The organism is Amycolatopsis roodepoortensis (genome assembly GCF_024628825.1).
GTDB classification, from domain to species: Bacteria; Actinomycetota; Actinomycetes; order Mycobacteriales; family Pseudonocardiaceae; genus Amycolatopsis; species Amycolatopsis roodepoortensis.
Genome location: NZ_CP102415.1, coordinates 4,540,240 through 4,556,199, shown reverse-complemented (window position 1 = coordinate 4,556,199; position 15,960 = coordinate 4,540,240). Strand labels below are relative to the sequence as shown.

The window sequence follows — 15,960 nt, the reverse complement described above, 5'->3', positions numbered from 1 at the left end:
TCATCGGACGATCACCACGATGGCGACGACGAGTGCCTGCAGAAGGGTCAACGGGATGAGCACCATCCACGCGACCTCTTCGTACCGCTCCATCCGCACCGTCGGGATCCGGCGCCGGATCCACACCAGTAGTCCGAGCACGGCCAGGGTCTTCAGCAGCGTCCACAACCACGAGGGGAGCAACGGTCCGGCGCCGCCGCCGAGGAACAGCGGCACCGCGAACGCGGCGCCGGAAACCAGCAGCAGCCACCGGCCCGCGGCGAACACCAATCGGTCCACTCCGGACAGTTCCGCCATCGCCCCGCCCGCGATATCCGCGCCGACCGCTTGGTCGAACGGGCCCCAGAACGACATCGCCAGCACCGACAGCAGGTACACGACGAAAGCGATCGGCATCCACACGACGAACCACAGCGAGTCCTGCGCCGCGACGACGTCGGCCACCCGCAACGATCCGGCCCCCAGCGCCGCGGTGATCAACGCGAACATATGCGGTAGTTCGTAGGCTAGTCCCAGCGCGATGAACCGGTAGCCGCCGATGAGGCCGTACACGGAGTTCGCGCCCCAGCCGACCAGCCACACCGCCGCCCAGGCGACGACCTCCATCGCGTTGAACCAGACGATCCCGATCGAGAGGTCGGCCACCGCCCATCGCCCGAACGGCGTCACCAGCGACGCGAGCACCCCGGCCACTACGAGGGCGAAAGCGCCACCACGCCACAACATGGTGTCCGCCGCCAGCGTGCGACGCCGTTGCTGGACCAGCAGACCACCCGCCTCACGGAATGGCGACGTGAGCGCCGATCTGGCGTTCGCGCCGCTTGTCCGCGCGGACAGCAGCGAGTCCCAGGACGCCGCCGCGGCGACCAAGACGCCCAGCGCGAAGGGCAGTACGAGACCGCCCCACCAGGGCAGCACGTCAACCATGGGCCACCCGCGGACGCTCGAGGTCGGGATCGAGACTCGCGACGATCAACCGCGCCGTGGCGAACTCGGCGCCGGTCAGCAGCCGGGGCAGCGCGTCCAGGATCGCGGCCGGGTCATCTTCCGTCGGATTCGAGGATGTCCACCGCGTCAACCGGTCGTACGCGTCGCCAGCCAGCGGTGAGTCCGTCCACTTCGGACCATCCAGGACGCCCAGGCCGGTCAAGGACCACCGCAGCGTCCGGGAACGGCGAACCCGGCGTGCCCATCGCGTGACATCGCTCTCGACGTCCTTCTCCATGAGGATGTCGTCCCGCAACCGGGCCGCGGTGGCAGCCGCGTCTTCCCAGCCCGCCACCGTCAACAGCCGTACACAGCTGTCGAGCCGGCGCGCACGCTGTCGTTTCGCGCTCGCCCAGTACGGCTCCGTTCCCGCCGTCGGTTCACCGAGTACCTCGACCGCGGCCTCCTGGATCACGTCTCCCTGCAGCTTGGCCCGGATGAACAGACCGGTCGGCCAAGCGGGCAGTCCTGGTCCTAAGGGGACAGTGAGCTGGTCGAGCTTGAGTTCGTCGCGGTCCGGTGCGCGGTCTGCCATCGGTATACCGCCGGGCATCTCCATACTGCTCATGTCGTGCCCGGCGTGCTCGTGGTGGGGCATCGGTGTTTCGTGCTCTTCGTGAGCCGTACTGACTTCAGCCTCTGGTTGTCCGACCGCCGAACGCACCAGATCCGCACCAGAGGTGAGTCCTGTTTCGACCGCCGCCGGCTCATCGAGGTGGATTCGCGCCTTGGGGGCGGGGATCTGCTTCCACATCGAGTCGAGGAAGGGTGCCGTCGTCGGATCGGCCGGCCCGGCAACGACCAGCAGGTTCGCCTCCGCTGGACTCAGGGCGGGCCGCCAGCCGCGGATCCGTGTAGCGCGCTCGGCGGCGAGCCGCACGTCCGTACCACCCAATGTGGTGACGATCAGCGGACGTATCGGCGTACGCCGGAGCAACCAGGTTCTCACGTCCATCGGAACGCGCCTTCTCGCCAGGCGTACCACACCCCGGCGGCCAGAACAGCGAGGAACAGGAACATCTCCACGACAGCGGGCGTCCCGACCTCGGCGACGACGAGCGTCCACGGATACATGAAGACCATCTCCATGTCGAACGCGAGGAAGACCATCGTGATCGTGTACCAGCGGACGTGATACCGCGAGACCGCGTGCTCGACAGGTGAACCGCCGGAGAGAAACGGTGCCACGTCCCGGACCATCGGTGCCAGCCTGATCAACCTGGCGAACCCGTAGACCGCGGCGACGAGCACGACCACGGCACCGAATGCTGCCACCGCACCCAGCACGGTCTCACCTCACTCGACGTGGGATCTACTACGGAGGCTAGCGGAGCGACCGCATCTCGGCTGGGTGACCAATCACCTGTCATGTCACCAGATCGGCGAACGCCTGCACTCGGCGGAGGAACCGCTCAGGCCTGATCGGCACCCTCGCCCGGACCCGTGTTCATCGGCAAGCTCGCCGTGCACCGCCAGGCCCATGCCTGAAGGCCGCGCGGCGTGCCGGAAACGCTAGACACGAATCGCCGCTCACAGCCCTCCGCGCGCAGCCGCTGCCGGGCGTAGGGCGCAGGTGGCTATTGCCGCAGGCCGGTCAGGCGTTCATGGTATTCCTCGCCGCTGATCTCCCCGGCGGCGTAGCGGCGGCGAAGCTCCAACTCGGCCGAGTCCTCGCCCTCGGCGGTACTGCGGCCAGGTCCGGACAGTGAACGCACCAGCCGGATGATGCCGAGCGCCGCCAGCGCGAGCACCGCCAGTCCGATCAGGCCCCAGAGGGCCATCCACCAGCCCATGCCGTTCATCATGTTGTCCGTCATCGTCATCGCCTCCTCGCCGGTCAGTTCACCGGCTGACGCAAGGTGAACGTGCGGCCTCCGTCGCTGGAGGTATGGATGCCCGTCTCGGTGGCGACGTAGACCTCGTTGATCCCATTGGCGGCCACCGCCTGCGGTCGGCCGGGAACCTGGCCGCGCCGAACCCACCCGGCACCGCCGTCTGAACTGACATGCACCGACCCGTCCGGGGCGACGCCGTACAGAGTGTCGGCAGCGGGCCAATCCAGAAGCATCAACGAGGGCGCTGCCTGGACCGGGGTGAACGTGCGGCCACCGTCGACGCTGCGTGCCAGTCCCTGCGGGGTGGTGGCCAGCAGCTCATCGCGCTGTGCCGGGTGCACGGCGAAGTCCGCCAACGGGAGCCGGGCTCGTCGATCCCAGTTCTGCCGGTCGGCGCTCACCATGAGTTGCCGGGTTTGGCTGTCCCAGCCGTACACCAACCCGTGTTCAGCCTCCAGCGCGTGGAAGTCCGCCTTGCCCGCGAGCGACAAGCTCCGCCAGGTCTGCCCTGCGTCGGTGCTCTCGATCAATCCCAAGTGGACGGGCTGGCCGGTGTCACGAGGGTCGGGGTGCCCGCTGCCTAGGAAGTGGCGTGCCCCGGCCACGGTGAATCCCATCGTGTCCTGCCGCCGGTCGCCGACTCGCTCGGCCTGGCTGTTCGCCGGGAGGCGGAACGCGCCGTGATGGCTCGCCGCGTACAGGGTGCCGTCGGCCGGGTCGACGCCCAAGCCATGCACGTGCGCCAGGCCGGGATCGGCCCCGCCGTGCTCCCCGCTGGTCTGCGGTCCGGGGGACTGGCCACACGCGGCCGACACCATCGCTGCCACGACAAGCGGGATCAGCCGCCATGCCATGGTGCGGTTGTTCGCGTCCGCTTTTACGTTCACGGCGCATCCTCCTGCCGGTAGCGCTATGTCGACGACGCAGCTCCGTTACTGATCGCGGGCGCACCCGGCGTCGGCGTGGGCCGGTTCTGGCCAGGGTCGCTTTCCAGGATCCAGCACACGCCTGAGCCATCGTGCTCGGTCGGCTCACCCTGCTCGGCGTGCGCCAGCAGTGTGCCGAGGTGGCTTTCCAGGGTGACCAGCTCGGCGATCTGTGCCCGCACCTGGTCCAGCCGGTCACGCAGGACCTGCCGGACGTGGCCGCACGGTGCGTCACCTTGATCGTGGATGGTCAGGATCTGCCGGACTTCCCGTAGGGCCAGCCCAGCGGCCTGGGCTCGGCGGATGAAATGCAGCCGGTCGATGAATTCCGGGCCGTAGTCGCGGTAACCGCTGGGTCTGCGGTCGGGCTCGGGCATGAGGCCGGCCTGCTCGTAGAAGCGGATGGTCTTGGATGTCGTGCCGCTCGCGGCGGCGAGTTCGCCGATCTTCATCGCGCCTCCTTGACTTTACATCGTACTGGAAGGTTGAGACTGGGGTGAGACCCGCGAGTCGCGCGGGTGAACCGGTCCGGAGTGCGACGTTGAACCTGTCCAGCTACACCGTCCTTGGCATGACCTGCGGTCATCACGCCGATGCGGCTATGACCGAAGCAGCCTTCGGACTGGTCACATGAAGACCCCGGTGAAGCTGACCGGCTACAGCTTGGCGCTCCTGGCCGTGTTCGCAGGCGCGGGGGCTCTCGGGAGTGCGGTGGTTCTCCCCGGTCTGACCGCGCCGACCGGCGGCGGACGTCATCATCCGGCGCAGGCCGACGATCGTGATGATGCCGCGCCGTCCGCGACCGTGCCCCCGCCACGACCGACAGACCTGGTACCGGAGGCGCAACCCACAGTGATGCCTGCGCCGCTGTCAACAGCGCCCGCGGCGAGGCTGCCGACGGCCAGCGTGGTGGGCGCGCCTGTCCAACCACCAAGTCAGATCGGGATGCCGCCTGAGCCGGCTGCTATCGGTGAACCTGCCCAGGCGCGCGGCGCGCCGCATGCCCACCGCGTGGACCAAGGTGGCCGTCACACAGGCCATGGGAACGGTGCCGACAACCGTCGACACGATCACCGGCCGGAGCGACGAGGAGAGGGGCACCGATGAGTTCGACGGTGCAGGATGCCGCCCACCCCTTGCCGGACACGCGGCAGGTCGAGTTGGTGATCGGCGGGATGACCTGCGCGTCGTGCGCGGCGCGGATCGAGCGGAAGCTGAACAAGCTCGACGGCGTGGCCGCTACGGTCAATTTCGCTACCGAGAAGGCGAAAGTCGCCATCCCCGGTGGACTGTCCACAGAGGACGTAATCAAGGTTGTGGAGGACACCGGCTACACGGCCACGTTGCCGAAGGCCGCTCCCTCGACCAAGGGGGAGGGGCCTGCGGGTGAGGAGTACGACGAGCACACTCGCTCGCTGCGGCAGCGGATGCTGGTGTCCGTCGTCCTCTCGGTGCCGGTGATCGTGCTGGCGATGGTGCCGCCGTTGCAGTTCACCAACTGGCAGTGGCTCTCGCTCACCCTGGCCGCCCCGGTGGTCGTGTGGGGTGCCTGGCCGTTCCACCGGGCCGCGTGGACGAACCTCAAGCATGGTGCGGCCACGATGGACACGTTGATCTCGGTCGGGGTGACGGCGGCGTCCCTGTGGTCGCTGTACGCGTTGTTCTTCGGCGACGCCGGGGTGCCGGGGTTGAGGCACGGGTTCTCGCTGACGGTGGAACGCGGGATGGCCGGGCAGAACATCTACCTGGAGGTGGCCACCGGGTTGACCGCGGCGATCCTGGCGGGCCGGTTCTTCGAGGCTCGCTCGAAACGCCGCGCGGGCGCGGCATTGCGGGCGCTGCTGGAGTTGGGTGCCAAGGATGTAGCGGTCCTGCGCGAGGGCCGCGAGGAGCGCATTCCGATCGAGGCGCTCGCGGTGGGCGACCGGTTCGTGGTGCGGCCTGGCGAGAAGATCGCCACCGACGGCGTGGTCACCGATGGCAGCTCGGCGGTGGACGCGAGCATGCTCACCGGCGAGTCCGTTCCGGTGGAGGTCTGCCCCGGTGATCCCGTGGTCGGCGCGACGGTCAATGCCGGCGGTCGGCTGGTGGTGCTGGCGACCAGGATCGGGTCGGATACCCAGCTGGCGCAGATGGCCAAGCTGGTCGAAGACGCGCAGAGCGGCAAGGCGGAGATCCAGCGCCTGGCCGACCGGGTCTCGGCGGTGTTCGTGCCGATCGTGATCGCGATCGCCGTGGGCACCCTGGGATTCTGGCTGGGCGCCGACGTGGGGTCGGCGGCGGCGTTCAGCGCCGCGGTCGCGGTGCTGATCATCGCCTGCCCGTGCGGGCTGGGGCTGGCCACGCCGACCGCGCTGCTGGTCGGAACCGGCCGCGGTGCGCAGATGGGGATTCTGATCAAGGGGCCGGAGGTGCTGGAGTCCACCCGCCGCGTCGACACGGTGGTGTTGGACAAGACCGGCACCGTGACCACCGGCAAGATGAGCCTGCTCGCCGTGCATGCTGGCCTCGATGTCGACGAGGCGGAGGCGCTGCGGCTGGCCGGCGCACTCGAGCACGCCTCTGAGCACCCGATCGCCAAGGCCGTCGCCACCGGCGCCCAGGACCGCGTCGGCGATCTGCCCGCGGTCGAGGACTTCGCCAACCTGGAAGGACTCGGCGTGCAGGGTGTGGTTGACGGACACGCCGTGCTGGTCGGGCGCGCCTCGCTGATGGCCCAACGGAGCATCGAACTGCTCGAAGACCTGGAGGTCGCCAAGAAACAGGCTGAATCGCAGGGCCGGACCGCTGTCGTCGTGGCCTGGAACGGGACGGCTCGTGCGGTGCTGGTGGTCGCCGACACGATCAAGCCCACCTCGGCCGAAGCCATCCGCGGGCTGCGGGCGCTCGGACTGCGGCCGGTGCTGCTCACCGGGGACAATGACACCGCCGCCCGCGCGGTGGCAACCGAGGTCGGAATCGATGAGGTGATCGCCGAGGTGCTGCCGAAGGACAAGGCCGATGTGATCACCCGGTTGCAGGGCGAGGGCCGGGTGGTGGCGATGGCCGGCGACGGCGTCAACGATGCCGGCGCCCTCGCCCAGGCGGACCTGGGCCTGGCCATGGGCACCGGCACCGACGTCGCCATCGAAGCCAGCGATCTCACCCTGGTTCGCGGGGACCTGCGGGCCGCGGTCGACGCGATCCGGCTGGCCCGCCGCACCTTGCGCACGATCAAGGGCAACCTGTTCTGGGCGTTCGCCTACAACATCGCCGCGCTGCCGTTGGCCGCGCTCGGGCTGCTCAACCCGCTGATCGCGGGGGCGGCGATGGCGTTCTCCAGCGTGTTCGTGGTGTCCAACAGCCTGCGCCTGCGCCGATTCCGCAGCACCACCGGCCAGCAGGCGTGACGGATCCGATTAGCAGGTCGCTGTGATCTTCTTCGAAGGCGCGGGGTGAGCACGGCGAAGCCTTGGCCCGTGGCGGGTCGCCAGGCGAGTTCGCCGCCGTAGAACTTGTGCAGGAACGGGATGCACTGGTGGTAGCAGAACACCGACGACACGGTGCCGACGATGCCGCAAGTAATGGACGGCGGTTCGCAGCTGGCCGGTCGTGGGTTCGGTACCTGGTGGCAGACGTTTGTCCAGCACCCAGCGAGACGCTTCCAGGCAGGCTGTCCGAAAGCCGGGATCGCCGTCGAACAAGGTGACCTCGATGCGGCTCGTGGACGTGGTCAGCCGCGCCGGATGGGACAGCGCCGGCACGCTAGACGACCGGATCGTGCGGATCACCGGGTTCGTCGTGCACAGCAAGTCCGGCAAGCCATTCTCGCCCGGAGCACCGCCTCCTGCTGCGCGGCCGACGCTTTTCCCATCCATGCGCGGCTCGTCGGCGACGACCTCGCTCGCTATCGCGATGATCAATGGCTCACCGTCGAGGGCACCGTCACGCCTTACAGCGCGACCAAGGTCAACGGCTACACCCCCACGCTCACCGTGCGGAGCGCTCAGCCGATTCCCGCGCCGGCCGAACCATACGAGTATTGACGAGCCTGCGTCCATTTCGGACGAGGAGGCGAGCCCGCTCGAAACTTCGTCCGCCGGCATGGGCACCGGTGTCAAGATGCTGATCGCCGTGGTGGTGGCGCTGGCGCTGGGCGATCGGGCTGGCCGTTGGCGATGTCGAAGGCTAGCTGTCACAGACCGCGGTCGGTGGACCGCTCGCGTTCCCGGTTCGCCATGCTCACCGGGCACGGACATGTCCTGGGCGAACCCGACCTCGACTGAACCACGACCTGGTGTGGTGTCGTGCTCCTCCAGTGAGTCCGTGACGGAGATCCCGACGACAGCGCCGAAAAGTACGGGCTTGAGCATCGCTGCCCCGATGATTGCCTTCGTGCCCAGTGCGGCCGCATGGCTTCGCGTGGGTTGCGGGACACGGCCGCGCCCTCGGTGGTTTCGTACTCGGTCGTCGCGGGGGTTCAGCCTCCCGGCCGCGGCGTCACCGGGGGCTGCCCCGGCGGTGTCTGGTCCTGCGCCGCGCCTTCGGAACCCTTGTAGTCCATCGGCTTGGCGTCCGAACCTGGCGGAGTGGGATCGAACGGCGGTAGCTGCTCCGGCGCCACCGAGTCACAGGTAGCGCCGACTTCCGGGTACACGCCGTTGGGGTTCTGCCGTAATGCGACGATGAACTGGTCGATCCGCTGGTCGTCGACCGAATCGACCTTCAATTGGTGGCCCCAGGACTGCAGTGAAATCGGCTTGTCCAGGCCGGGGTAGGGCGACATCATGCTGAATGGCTTGCTCTGGACACGGCTCTTGAGCTTCTCCAGTGCGTCGCCGCTGAGCAGTTGAGGGTTGTAGGCGATCCAGACAGCACCGTGCTCGAGTGAATGCACCATGTTCTCCGTGCGCACCGCGTTCGGGTACACCGTGCCGGTACACGTCGCCCAAGTCCCATCATGAGGGCCGCCGACCGGTGGAGACCTGTCGTACTTGACCCGCTCGGGTGGCCGCAAATGCGCTCGGCCGGCGTAGTCACCCTTGAACACGCCGTCGATCTTGTTCGAGGGGTCCGGGTTGCTCGCCGAGGGCACGAATGCGGCAGCGGCTTCCTCGCGCGCAGCCTGCTCGCGTTTTCCTGCGGTCTTCACGAAGTAGTATCCGCCCACGGTACCGGCGAGGGCCACGATGCCGGCGACCGAAAGGATGGTCAGCCAGGGCACGCCTTTTTTGCCCACCACCGATGCGCCGCGAGCCGCCCTGACCGTTTTCGAGGGTCGACGCTTCTTCTTGCTGGCCATTCACTCCCGCATTCCTTGAGTTCCGCGCCTCCTCGGGGCTTGCTGGCGAACAAGCCACCGGGCACCGAGTCAGGCTGTTGTTAACGCTCCGCATCCGGCAGGGTCGGCGCGGACTGCGGTAGCGGCGCCGATGTTAGGCTACTACTATTACGAGTAGTATCCTAGAGGGTACGCCTCTCACGCAACGACTTGCCGGAACTCGCCGCCGGCTATCCAGTCGGGCGACTGAGCCAAATGCGATTCGGAGTTTGAGTTAGTTGGCGGCGATCCAACGGAAGTGGTAGGAAGCGCTCGCCGCCGTGTTGGCCGCTGAAAAGACGGCTGGCCAGGCGAATCCGCGGTCTAAAGGGGGTGAAACACGATCAGCTTTCCGCCGACGACGACCGCCGTCGGCGGAATGGCGAAGAACGTGTCGACATCACCGTGCCGTTCGGCCGATCCCGGATCAGTTCGCCAACCAGGCTCTGGCCGAGGCCGCATGCGCGAACCGGGGCGCTCCGTGACGGGCACATTGTCAATGGGTTTCGTCCCTACCGTTTTCGACCGCCTGGGTGACTTTCTCTGACGGTGCTGCTGCGGCCTGTACATGGGGGATCGTTTTGCCGGTGAAGGTGATGTGTCCTTCGTTGTTGATGCGCTCGACCATATGCGGGTAGTGCAGTTCGAACGCCGGCCGCTCGGACCGGATCCGCGGCAGCTCGGTGAAGTTGTGCCGCGGCGGCGGGCAGGACGTCGCCCATTCGAGCGAGTTGCCGTAGCCCCACGGGTCGTCCACCGTGACGATCTCGCCGTACCGGTAGCTCTTGAAGACGTTCCAGATGAACGGCAGCGTCGAGGCACCGAGGATGTACGCGCCGATCGTCGAGATCGTGTTCAGCGTGGTAAATCCGTCCGATGGCAGGTAGTCCGCGTACCGGCGCGGCATACCTTGTGCACCCAGCCAGTGCTGCACCAGGAACGTCATGTGGAAGCCAAGGAACGTGGTCCAGAAGTGCCACTTGCCGAGCTTCTCGTCCATCATGCGGCCGGTGATCTTCGGGAACCAGAAGTAGATTCCGGCGAACGTGGCGAACACGATCGTGCCGTAGAGCACGTAATGGAAGTGCGCCACCACGAAGTAGCTGTCGGACACGTGGAAGTCGATCGCCGGTGCGGCTAGGAGCACCCCCGAGAGGCCTCCGAAGAGGAACGTGACGATGAAGCCCATCGAGAAGATCATCGGCGTCTCGAACGTGAGCTGGCCCTTCCACATCGTGCCGATCCAGTTGAAGAACTTCACGCCGGTCGGGACCGCGATCAGGAAGGTCATGAAGGAGAAGAACGGCAGCAGCACGGCGCCGGTCGCGTACATGTGGTGCGCCCACACGGCCACCGACAGCGCGGCGATCGCCAGCGTCGCCCAGACCAGGCCCTTGTAACCGAAGATCGGCTTGCGGCTGAAGACCGGGAAGATCTCCGACACGATCCCGAAGAACGGTAGCGCGACGATATAGACCTCTGGATGGCCGAAGAACCAGAACAGGTGCTGCCAGAGGATCACGCCGCCGTTCGCGGGGTCGAACACATGCGCCCCGAGATGCCGGTCCGCCAGCAGGCCCATCAGCGCCGCGGTCAGGATCGGGAACGCCAGCAGGATCAGGATGCTGGTGACCAGGATGTTCCAGGTGAAGATCGGCATCCGCCACATCGTCATGCCGGGGGCGCGCAGGCAGACCACGGTGGTGACCATGTTGACCGCACCGAGGATGGTACCCAGGCCGGACACGAGGAGTCCCGTGATCCATAGGTCGGCGCCGACGCCGGGCGAGTAGATCGCACTGGAGAGCGGGGTGTAGGCGAACCAGCCGAAGTCGGCGGCGCCACCCGGGGTCAGGAAGCCGGACATCACGATCAGGCCGCCGAAGAGGTACAGCCAGTACGAGAACGCGTTCAGCCGCGGGAAGGCGACGTCGGGCGAACCGATCTGCAGCGGCAGGATGAAGTTCGCGAAGCCGAAGAGGATCGGCGTCGCGTACAGCAGCAGCATGATCGTGCCGTGCATGGTGAACAGCTGGTTGTACTGCTCCTGCGAAAGGAACTGCTGCCCGGGACGCGCCAGCTCGGAGCGGATCAGCATCGCCATCGCGCCGCCCACCATGAAGAAGGCGAACGACGTGACCAGGTACATGATGCCGATTTGCTTGTGGTCCGTCGTGCGGAACAACCGCAGCAGGTACGAACCCTTCGGCGCGACCTGGACGGGTCGAACAGCGATCGGGCGAGCCTTCACGACCATCTGGCCGGCCTCCTGCATGCACCAAGGTCAACACCGGGACCTCTCTACTATGCCACATAGTGGAAGCTTGGCCCCGGTCGCGCTGCAGCGGTCAGAGCGACTTAGGCTGCGGGTGTGTCCCCAAGCGCACCGGCCTCTGCAAAGCCTCGTCTCCGTATAGGCGTCGCACCATTGGTGGCCATCGGTGCCGTCCTTGCCGTGTTCGTCGCCGTCTTCCTGGTTGCTCTGACCGGCGGAGCGGGCTACCCGATCGCCGGTCTGTCCGATCCTGGTGTGGTCACCCGCTACGGGATCACGGTGGTCCGGGTGGTCGCCCAAGGTTCCGCGGTGATCTGCGTGGGAGGCCTTTTGCTTGCGGCCTTCCTGGTAGCGCCGCAGCGAACTGGAATCCTCGGTGCCAACGGTTACGCCGCCGTGAGCGCCGCGCGGAATGCGGCATGGGTGTGGTTTGTGGCCTCGGTCGCATCGATGTACTTCACCGCGGCTGAGGCCGCTGGGTGGCCGGTTACCGAGGTGATGGTTCCGCAGACGACCGTCGAGCTGCTGAGCGCGATCGAGCAGCCCAAAGCGTGGCTCATCACTGCGGCGGTCGCCTTCGTGGTAGCAGTCGGCTGTCACTTCGTGCTGACTTGGGGATGGACCGCCACGCTGTTCCTCGTCGCGGTGCTCGGGCAGGTGCCTGTCGCGGTGACCGGTCATTCGGCGAGCGGAGGCTCTCATGACGTGGCCACCAACAGCCTGCTCTTCCATTTGGTGGCCGCGACCCTATGGGTCGGCGGACTGATCGCGGTAGTCGCGCTCGGCTACCGGGAGGGGAACGACCTCCTGCTGGCGGTCCGGCGATTCTCTCGGCTGGCGTTGGTGTGTTGGCTGACGATGGGGGTGTCCGGAGTCATCAACGCGCTGGTTCGGATGTCGGCCGCGGACCTGCTGCGCAGCGGCTACGGGCTGTTGGTGCTGGCGAAGGTCGTCGCGCTCGCGCTGCTGGGGTTGTTCGGTCACCAGCAGAGGGCCCGCACCATCCGTGCGCTATCCGATCGTCGCGACCGTATGCCGCTGATACGCCTCGCCGCGGTCGAGGTGCTGATCATGTCTGTCACCATCGGGCTCGCCGCAGCCTTGGCGCGAACGCCTCCACCGGCGACCGGGGCCGCGGAACCGTCGACGATGCAGGTGCTCATCGGGTACGACCTGGACGGGCCTCCGACTCTGCTCAGGCTGCTGTTCGCCTGGCGTTTCGATCTTGTGTACGGCACGGCGGCGATCGTCCTGGCCGGCCTCTACGTGGCGGGAGTCCGGCGCCTGCGTCGGCGGGGGGACACCTGGCCACCCGGGCGGACCACGGCCTGGTTGTGCGGTTGCGCGGTCCTGCTGCTCGCCACGTCCTCGGGTATCGGCCGGTACGCCCCGGCCATGTTCAGTGTCCACATGGGTACCCACATGCTGCTGGCGATGGTCACTCCGGCGCTACTGGTCCTCGGAGGACCGGTGACGCTCGCGCTACGGTCCTTGCCAACCGCCGGTGGTGACAATCCGCCCGGGCCGCGGGAGTGGCTGGTCGCGTTCGTCCACTCGCCGGTGTCGAAGACACTCGCGCATCCTCTGGTCGCCTTGGTGTTGTTCGTCGGCTCGGTCTACGTCTTGTATTTCTCCGGTCTCTATGGCGCCGCGTTGAACTACCATTGGGCTCATTTGGCGATGAACGCCCACTTCCTGCTGGTCGGCTATCTTTTCTACTGGCCGGTCATCGGTGTCGACCCGGCTCCGCGACCGATTCCACCGCTCGCGCGGGTAGGCCTGGTCTTCGCTTCGCTGCCGTTTCACGCGTTCTTCGCGGTCGCTCTGATCGGCATGAAAACGGTTATCGGCGCCACGTTCTTTCGTTCCTTGCAGCTTCCGTGGGTAAGCGACCCTCTCGCGGACCAGCGCCTCGGTGGCAGCATCGCTTGGGCGTCAGGGGAACTCCCTGTGCTTATTGTGCTGATCGCCTGTCTTGTGCAATGGGCCCGCAGCGACCAACGCGAGGCGCGTCGGAGAGACCGGCGCGAGGAGGCTACCGGCGACGCGGACCTCACCGCCTACAACGCGATGCTGCAGCAGATGGCCAACGGGCAGGCCTCGCCCGATAGCTCCGCCCCGCCGGTGCGAGGCTCTGGCTCGACGTAGCCCCTGAAATGCGGTACCCAGGGATAGTGTCACAGGTGCCGGGTCCGGTGGAAAGGATCGCAGGAAACAAAAGTAGGCCGCGCCTGCGGAAGCTGCTGCCGCCTTTGTGTCTTCGTCGGGGCAGGGGGCCAGCGGCGACTTTCTCGAGCTACGACGGCTGGCGAGCCGGAGCAGGATCAAGCCGGGAATGACCCGCATGAGAAGCGCGATGATCAGGAACCCGCCGCGGCCGGTGCTTCTGGCGTCTGTGGAGCGATCAACGACATTTGTTGTTCGACCACCGGCTTTGAGTCACCGCGACACCGGGCCGATATGGACCGTCTTCCAAAGCCTTATCTAGTCGAAGACAGGCGGTCATGGCCTGGTTGCCATGGATCGTACGAGCGTGCTCCGCGTACCTGCGCGGCGAAGCCGTGCACCTTGCCGTGAGCCGCCCGTAGCCGGTTGGCAAAGACCATGTCGTAATCTGTGCCCTCGGCCTTGGACAGTTCGTCGAGTCAGCCCTGCCGTTCGCTGGCGAGTTTATCCGACACGGCCACGTTGAGTCCGCCCGCGATGTCGCGGACCATGTTGTCCAACAACATATCGCCGTCGATCAGATGCGCGACCTCCTCTACCTTGCTGTCGCTGAACTTCTCGATCGACTGGCGTCCAGTCGGCCGTTCCCGGAGACTTGCCTGTCATACCTTCACGAGAAAGTCACGGTGGGCCGCGCCGAGCGGGCCCACTGAGCGGCGACGACGACGTTCTGGCCGTCGGTCGATCCCGGCTGTACGTTCTGCGTGCTTCACCGGCAGCTACGATGCGAAGCAGTAGAGGGATCACCGAGATGTCGTCGTTGTCATTCTGACACCGCCGCAGGCGCTTGCACCGGTGTTCAGCCGAGGAACAGCACGCCGATAGCCGCTCCGGCGATCGCGGTACCCAACAGGAGCGCGCCGGCGAACTGGCCGTTGGTGAGGTGGCGATGGCGGCGCAGCCATACGAGATAGAACCCTGTGGCAGGCAACGCCACCGTCGCCGCCGTGACCATTCCAGGCGAGTACTCCCCGAAAGTGACCCCTGTCCCCAGATGGAACACCGCGTTCACCGCGAACTGCCACTGGAACGCCGTCGCCATCACGACCCAGCCCGTCGACGCCTTCGGACGCGAGGCCCGCCACGAGGACAACAGCACCAGCAAGATCAACGGGATATGGCTGACCGCGAACTTTTCCGTCGTCAGATGTGCGAAGTGCGACGACACCCATGACGCGAACCCGGGCATTTCCTCGAGCGTGTGTACCACGAACACCGCGAACGGCGCGTAGAACGCCAGTCGGGCGCCTGTCCATCCAGGCGAGACATGCCCGTCGGGTGTGGATCCCGTCGACTGAATGGCCATGACTACTACCTCCAGTTATTCCATCAAGATATGCGCATGTTACTATATGTTTTCGTTGGGGTGAACCGGTGCTACGCGGGTTGCACGTGGCCGGTATGGAGCGGGAGGTTGGCCTGGTGGGACAGGGGCATGGTCACGGGGTATCACCCGCGGAGGCGGGCAGCGCTTCAGGCAAGTACGTGCGCCGGTTGGCGATCGCGATCGGGCTGGGGCTGGTCACCTTCGTGATTCAGCTTGTGGTCGGGCTGAACACGTCGTCGCTGGCGTTGCTGTCGGATTCGGCGCACGTCTTCACCGACGTGTTCGGCGTCGCGATGGCGTTGGTGGCGATCCTGATCGCTCGTCGCGCTGTGGGGCGTAGCGACCGCACCTACGGGATGTACCGGGCTGAGGTGTTCGCTGCCCTGTTCAACGCCGTCTTGTTGTTCGCGGTCGCGGGCTGGGTGCTGTACGAGGCGATCGGGAGGCTGGCCGATCCGCCGGACGTGCCGGGATTGCCGGTCGTCCTGGTCGCGGTGGTCGGTCTCGGAATGAACGTGGCCGCGCTCTTGGTGCTCAAGAGCGGCGCGAAGGAAAGCCTGAACGTCCGGGGTGCCTACCTGGAAGTCCTGGCCGACATGCTCGGCTCGGTTGGCGTGCTGGCCAGCGGCCTGATCACGCTGCTTACCGGCTGGCGCTATGCCGACCCGGTGATCGGTGTCGCGATCGGCTTGTTCGTTCTGCCGCGGGCCTACAACCTGGGCAGGCATGCGCTGCGGATCCTGTTCCAGCACGCTCCGCCCGGCCTGGACGTCGCGGACATGTCGGCTGCGCTGAGCGCGCTGGCAGGAGTGCGTCAGGTCCATGACCTGCACGTGTGGACACTGACCTCGGGCATGGAGGTCGCCTCCGCCCATCTGACGATCGACGTGGACGCCGAGCCTGCCGCGGTTCTGACCGAGGCGCAGCAGGTCTTGGCGGACAAGTTCGGCCTGCACCACGCGACGCTGCAGATGGAGCCCCCCGACATGACCGATCGCTGCCAGCGCATGTCATGGTGACCACCAGACGCGATATCGTGTCAGTTCCGTGAAGCGGGCTGGCCTACCTGCCGCACCATTCCCGCC

At 66.8% G+C, this 15,960-nt stretch carries 13 protein-coding genes; 4 read left to right on the top strand and 9 right to left on the bottom strand.

Annotation, left to right across the window (positions count from 1 at the left end; genetic code table 11):
* The 6 genes from NQK81_RS21485 to NQK81_RS21460 all read right to left on the bottom strand — a co-directional run bounded on the left by NQK81_RS21485 (position 1) and on the right by NQK81_RS21460 (position 4,200).
* The gene (locus tag NQK81_RS21485; RefSeq protein ID WP_257489520.1) at positions 1 to 927 is read right to left on the bottom strand and encodes a complex I subunit 1 family protein; all 927 of its coding nucleotides are present in this window, start codon (positions 925 to 927) and stop codon (positions 1 to 3) included.
* A complete protein-coding gene (locus NQK81_RS21480) occupies positions 920 to 1,942 on the bottom strand; it encodes a hypothetical protein (RefSeq protein ID WP_257489519.1) in 1,023 nt (340 codons plus the stop codon). Before NQK81_RS21480 ends, NQK81_RS21485 begins: the two co-directional genes overlap by 8 nt.
* Positions 1,933 to 2,274: an NADH-quinone oxidoreductase subunit A gene (locus tag NQK81_RS21475; RefSeq protein ID WP_371878881.1), complete on the bottom strand. Its 342-nt coding sequence runs from the start codon at positions 2,272 to 2,274 to the stop codon at positions 1,933 to 1,935. The genes NQK81_RS21480 and NQK81_RS21475 overlap by 10 nt, the downstream gene beginning before the upstream one ends.
* 290 nt (positions 2,275 to 2,564) lie before the next feature.
* Complete coding sequence (locus NQK81_RS21470; protein WP_257489518.1) at positions 2,565 to 2,804, bottom strand: SHOCT domain-containing protein; 240 nt, start codon at positions 2,802 to 2,804, stop codon at positions 2,565 to 2,567.
* A 20-nt stretch (positions 2,805 to 2,824) separates the two neighbouring features.
* Positions 2,825 to 3,709: a F510_1955 family glycosylhydrolase gene (locus NQK81_RS21465; RefSeq protein ID WP_257489517.1), complete on the bottom strand. Its 885-nt coding sequence runs from the start codon at positions 3,707 to 3,709 to the stop codon at positions 2,825 to 2,827.
* Between the two features lie 23 nt (positions 3,710 to 3,732).
* Positions 3,733 to 4,200 (bottom strand): heavy metal-responsive transcriptional regulator, encoded by a 468-nt coding sequence (locus NQK81_RS21460; RefSeq protein ID WP_257489516.1) that lies wholly within the window; start codon positions 4,198 to 4,200, stop codon positions 3,733 to 3,735.
* 651 nt (positions 4,201 to 4,851) lie between these two features.
* Between NQK81_RS21460 and NQK81_RS21455 the strand changes: the two genes are divergently transcribed.
* Both NQK81_RS21455 and NQK81_RS21450 read left to right on the top strand, forming a co-directional pair.
* Positions 4,852 to 7,137 carry a heavy metal translocating P-type ATPase gene (locus NQK81_RS21455; protein WP_257489515.1) on the top strand — a complete coding sequence of 762 codons (2,286 nt, stop codon included), beginning with the start codon at positions 4,852 to 4,854 and terminating at the stop codon, positions 7,135 to 7,137.
* 162 nt (positions 7,138 to 7,299) lie between these two features.
* Positions 7,300 to 7,773 (top strand): TIGR03943 family putative permease subunit, encoded by a 474-nt coding sequence (locus tag NQK81_RS21450; protein WP_371878913.1) that lies wholly within the window; start codon positions 7,300 to 7,302, stop codon positions 7,771 to 7,773.
* Positions 7,774 to 8,207: 434 nt separating this feature from the next.
* On the opposite strand, the gene NQK81_RS21445 is transcribed toward NQK81_RS21450, so the two are convergent.
* Positions 8,208 to 9,029 carry a thioredoxin-like domain-containing protein gene (locus NQK81_RS21445; RefSeq protein ID WP_257489513.1) on the bottom strand — a complete coding sequence of 274 codons (822 nt, stop codon included), beginning with the start codon at positions 9,027 to 9,029 and terminating at the stop codon, positions 8,208 to 8,210.
* Positions 9,030 to 9,543: 514 nt separating this feature from the next.
* Positions 9,544 to 11,322, bottom strand: a complete 1,779-nt coding sequence (gene ctaD / locus NQK81_RS21440; protein WP_371878880.1) for an aa3-type cytochrome oxidase subunit I — start codon at positions 11,320 to 11,322, stop codon at positions 9,544 to 9,546.
* Positions 11,323 to 11,478: 156 nt separating this feature from the next.
* Between ctaD and NQK81_RS21435 the strand changes: the two genes are divergently transcribed.
* A complete protein-coding gene (locus tag NQK81_RS21435; RefSeq protein ID WP_257489512.1) occupies positions 11,479 to 13,470 on the top strand; it encodes a bifunctional copper resistance protein CopD/cytochrome c oxidase assembly protein in 1,992 nt (663 codons plus the stop codon).
* 877 nt (positions 13,471 to 14,347) lie between these two features.
* Here NQK81_RS21435 and NQK81_RS21430 read toward each other — a convergent pair.
* The gene (locus tag NQK81_RS21430) at positions 14,348 to 14,854 is read right to left on the bottom strand and encodes an HXXEE domain-containing protein (RefSeq protein ID WP_257489511.1); all 507 of its coding nucleotides are present in this window, start codon (positions 14,852 to 14,854) and stop codon (positions 14,348 to 14,350) included.
* Between the two features lie 95 nt (positions 14,855 to 14,949).
* Here NQK81_RS21430 and NQK81_RS21425 point away from each other — a divergent pair, with 95 nt between their 5' ends.
* Positions 14,950 to 15,894: a cation diffusion facilitator family transporter gene (locus NQK81_RS21425; protein ID WP_443092895.1), complete on the top strand. Its 945-nt coding sequence runs from the start codon at positions 14,950 to 14,952 to the stop codon at positions 15,892 to 15,894.
* Positions 15,895 to 15,960: the final 66 nt, after the last annotated feature.

Coding starts and splice junctions, on each gene's coding strand:
- NQK81_RS21445 (WP_257489513.1), bottom strand. CDS start 9,029: ATGGCCAGCAAGAAGAAGCGTCGACCCTCGAAAACGGTCAGGGCGGCT.
- NQK81_RS21450 (WP_371878913.1), top strand. CDS start 7,300: ATGCCGCAAGTAATGGACGGCGGTTCGCAGCTGGCCGGTCGTGGGTTC.
- ctaD (WP_371878880.1), bottom strand. CDS start 11,322: ATGCAGGAGGCCGGCCAGATGGTCGTGAAGGCTCGCCCGATCGCTGTT.
- NQK81_RS21455 (WP_257489515.1), top strand. CDS start 4,852: ATGAGTTCGACGGTGCAGGATGCCGCCCACCCCTTGCCGGACACGCGG.
- NQK81_RS21470 (WP_257489518.1), bottom strand. CDS start 2,804: ATGACGGACAACATGATGAACGGCATGGGCTGGTGGATGGCCCTCTGG.
- NQK81_RS21480 (WP_257489519.1), bottom strand. CDS start 1,942: ATGGACGTGAGAACCTGGTTGCTCCGGCGTACGCCGATACGTCCGCTG.
- NQK81_RS21425 (WP_443092895.1), top strand. CDS start 14,950: ATGGAGCGGGAGGTTGGCCTGGTGGGACAGGGGCATGGTCACGGGGTA.
- NQK81_RS21485 (WP_257489520.1), bottom strand. CDS start 927: ATGGTTGACGTGCTGCCCTGGTGGGGCGGTCTCGTACTGCCCTTCGCG.
- NQK81_RS21460 (WP_257489516.1), bottom strand. CDS start 4,200: ATGAAGATCGGCGAACTCGCCGCCGCGAGCGGCACGACATCCAAGACC.
- NQK81_RS21430 (WP_257489511.1), bottom strand. CDS start 14,854: ATGGCCATTCAGTCGACGGGATCCACACCCGACGGGCATGTCTCGCCT.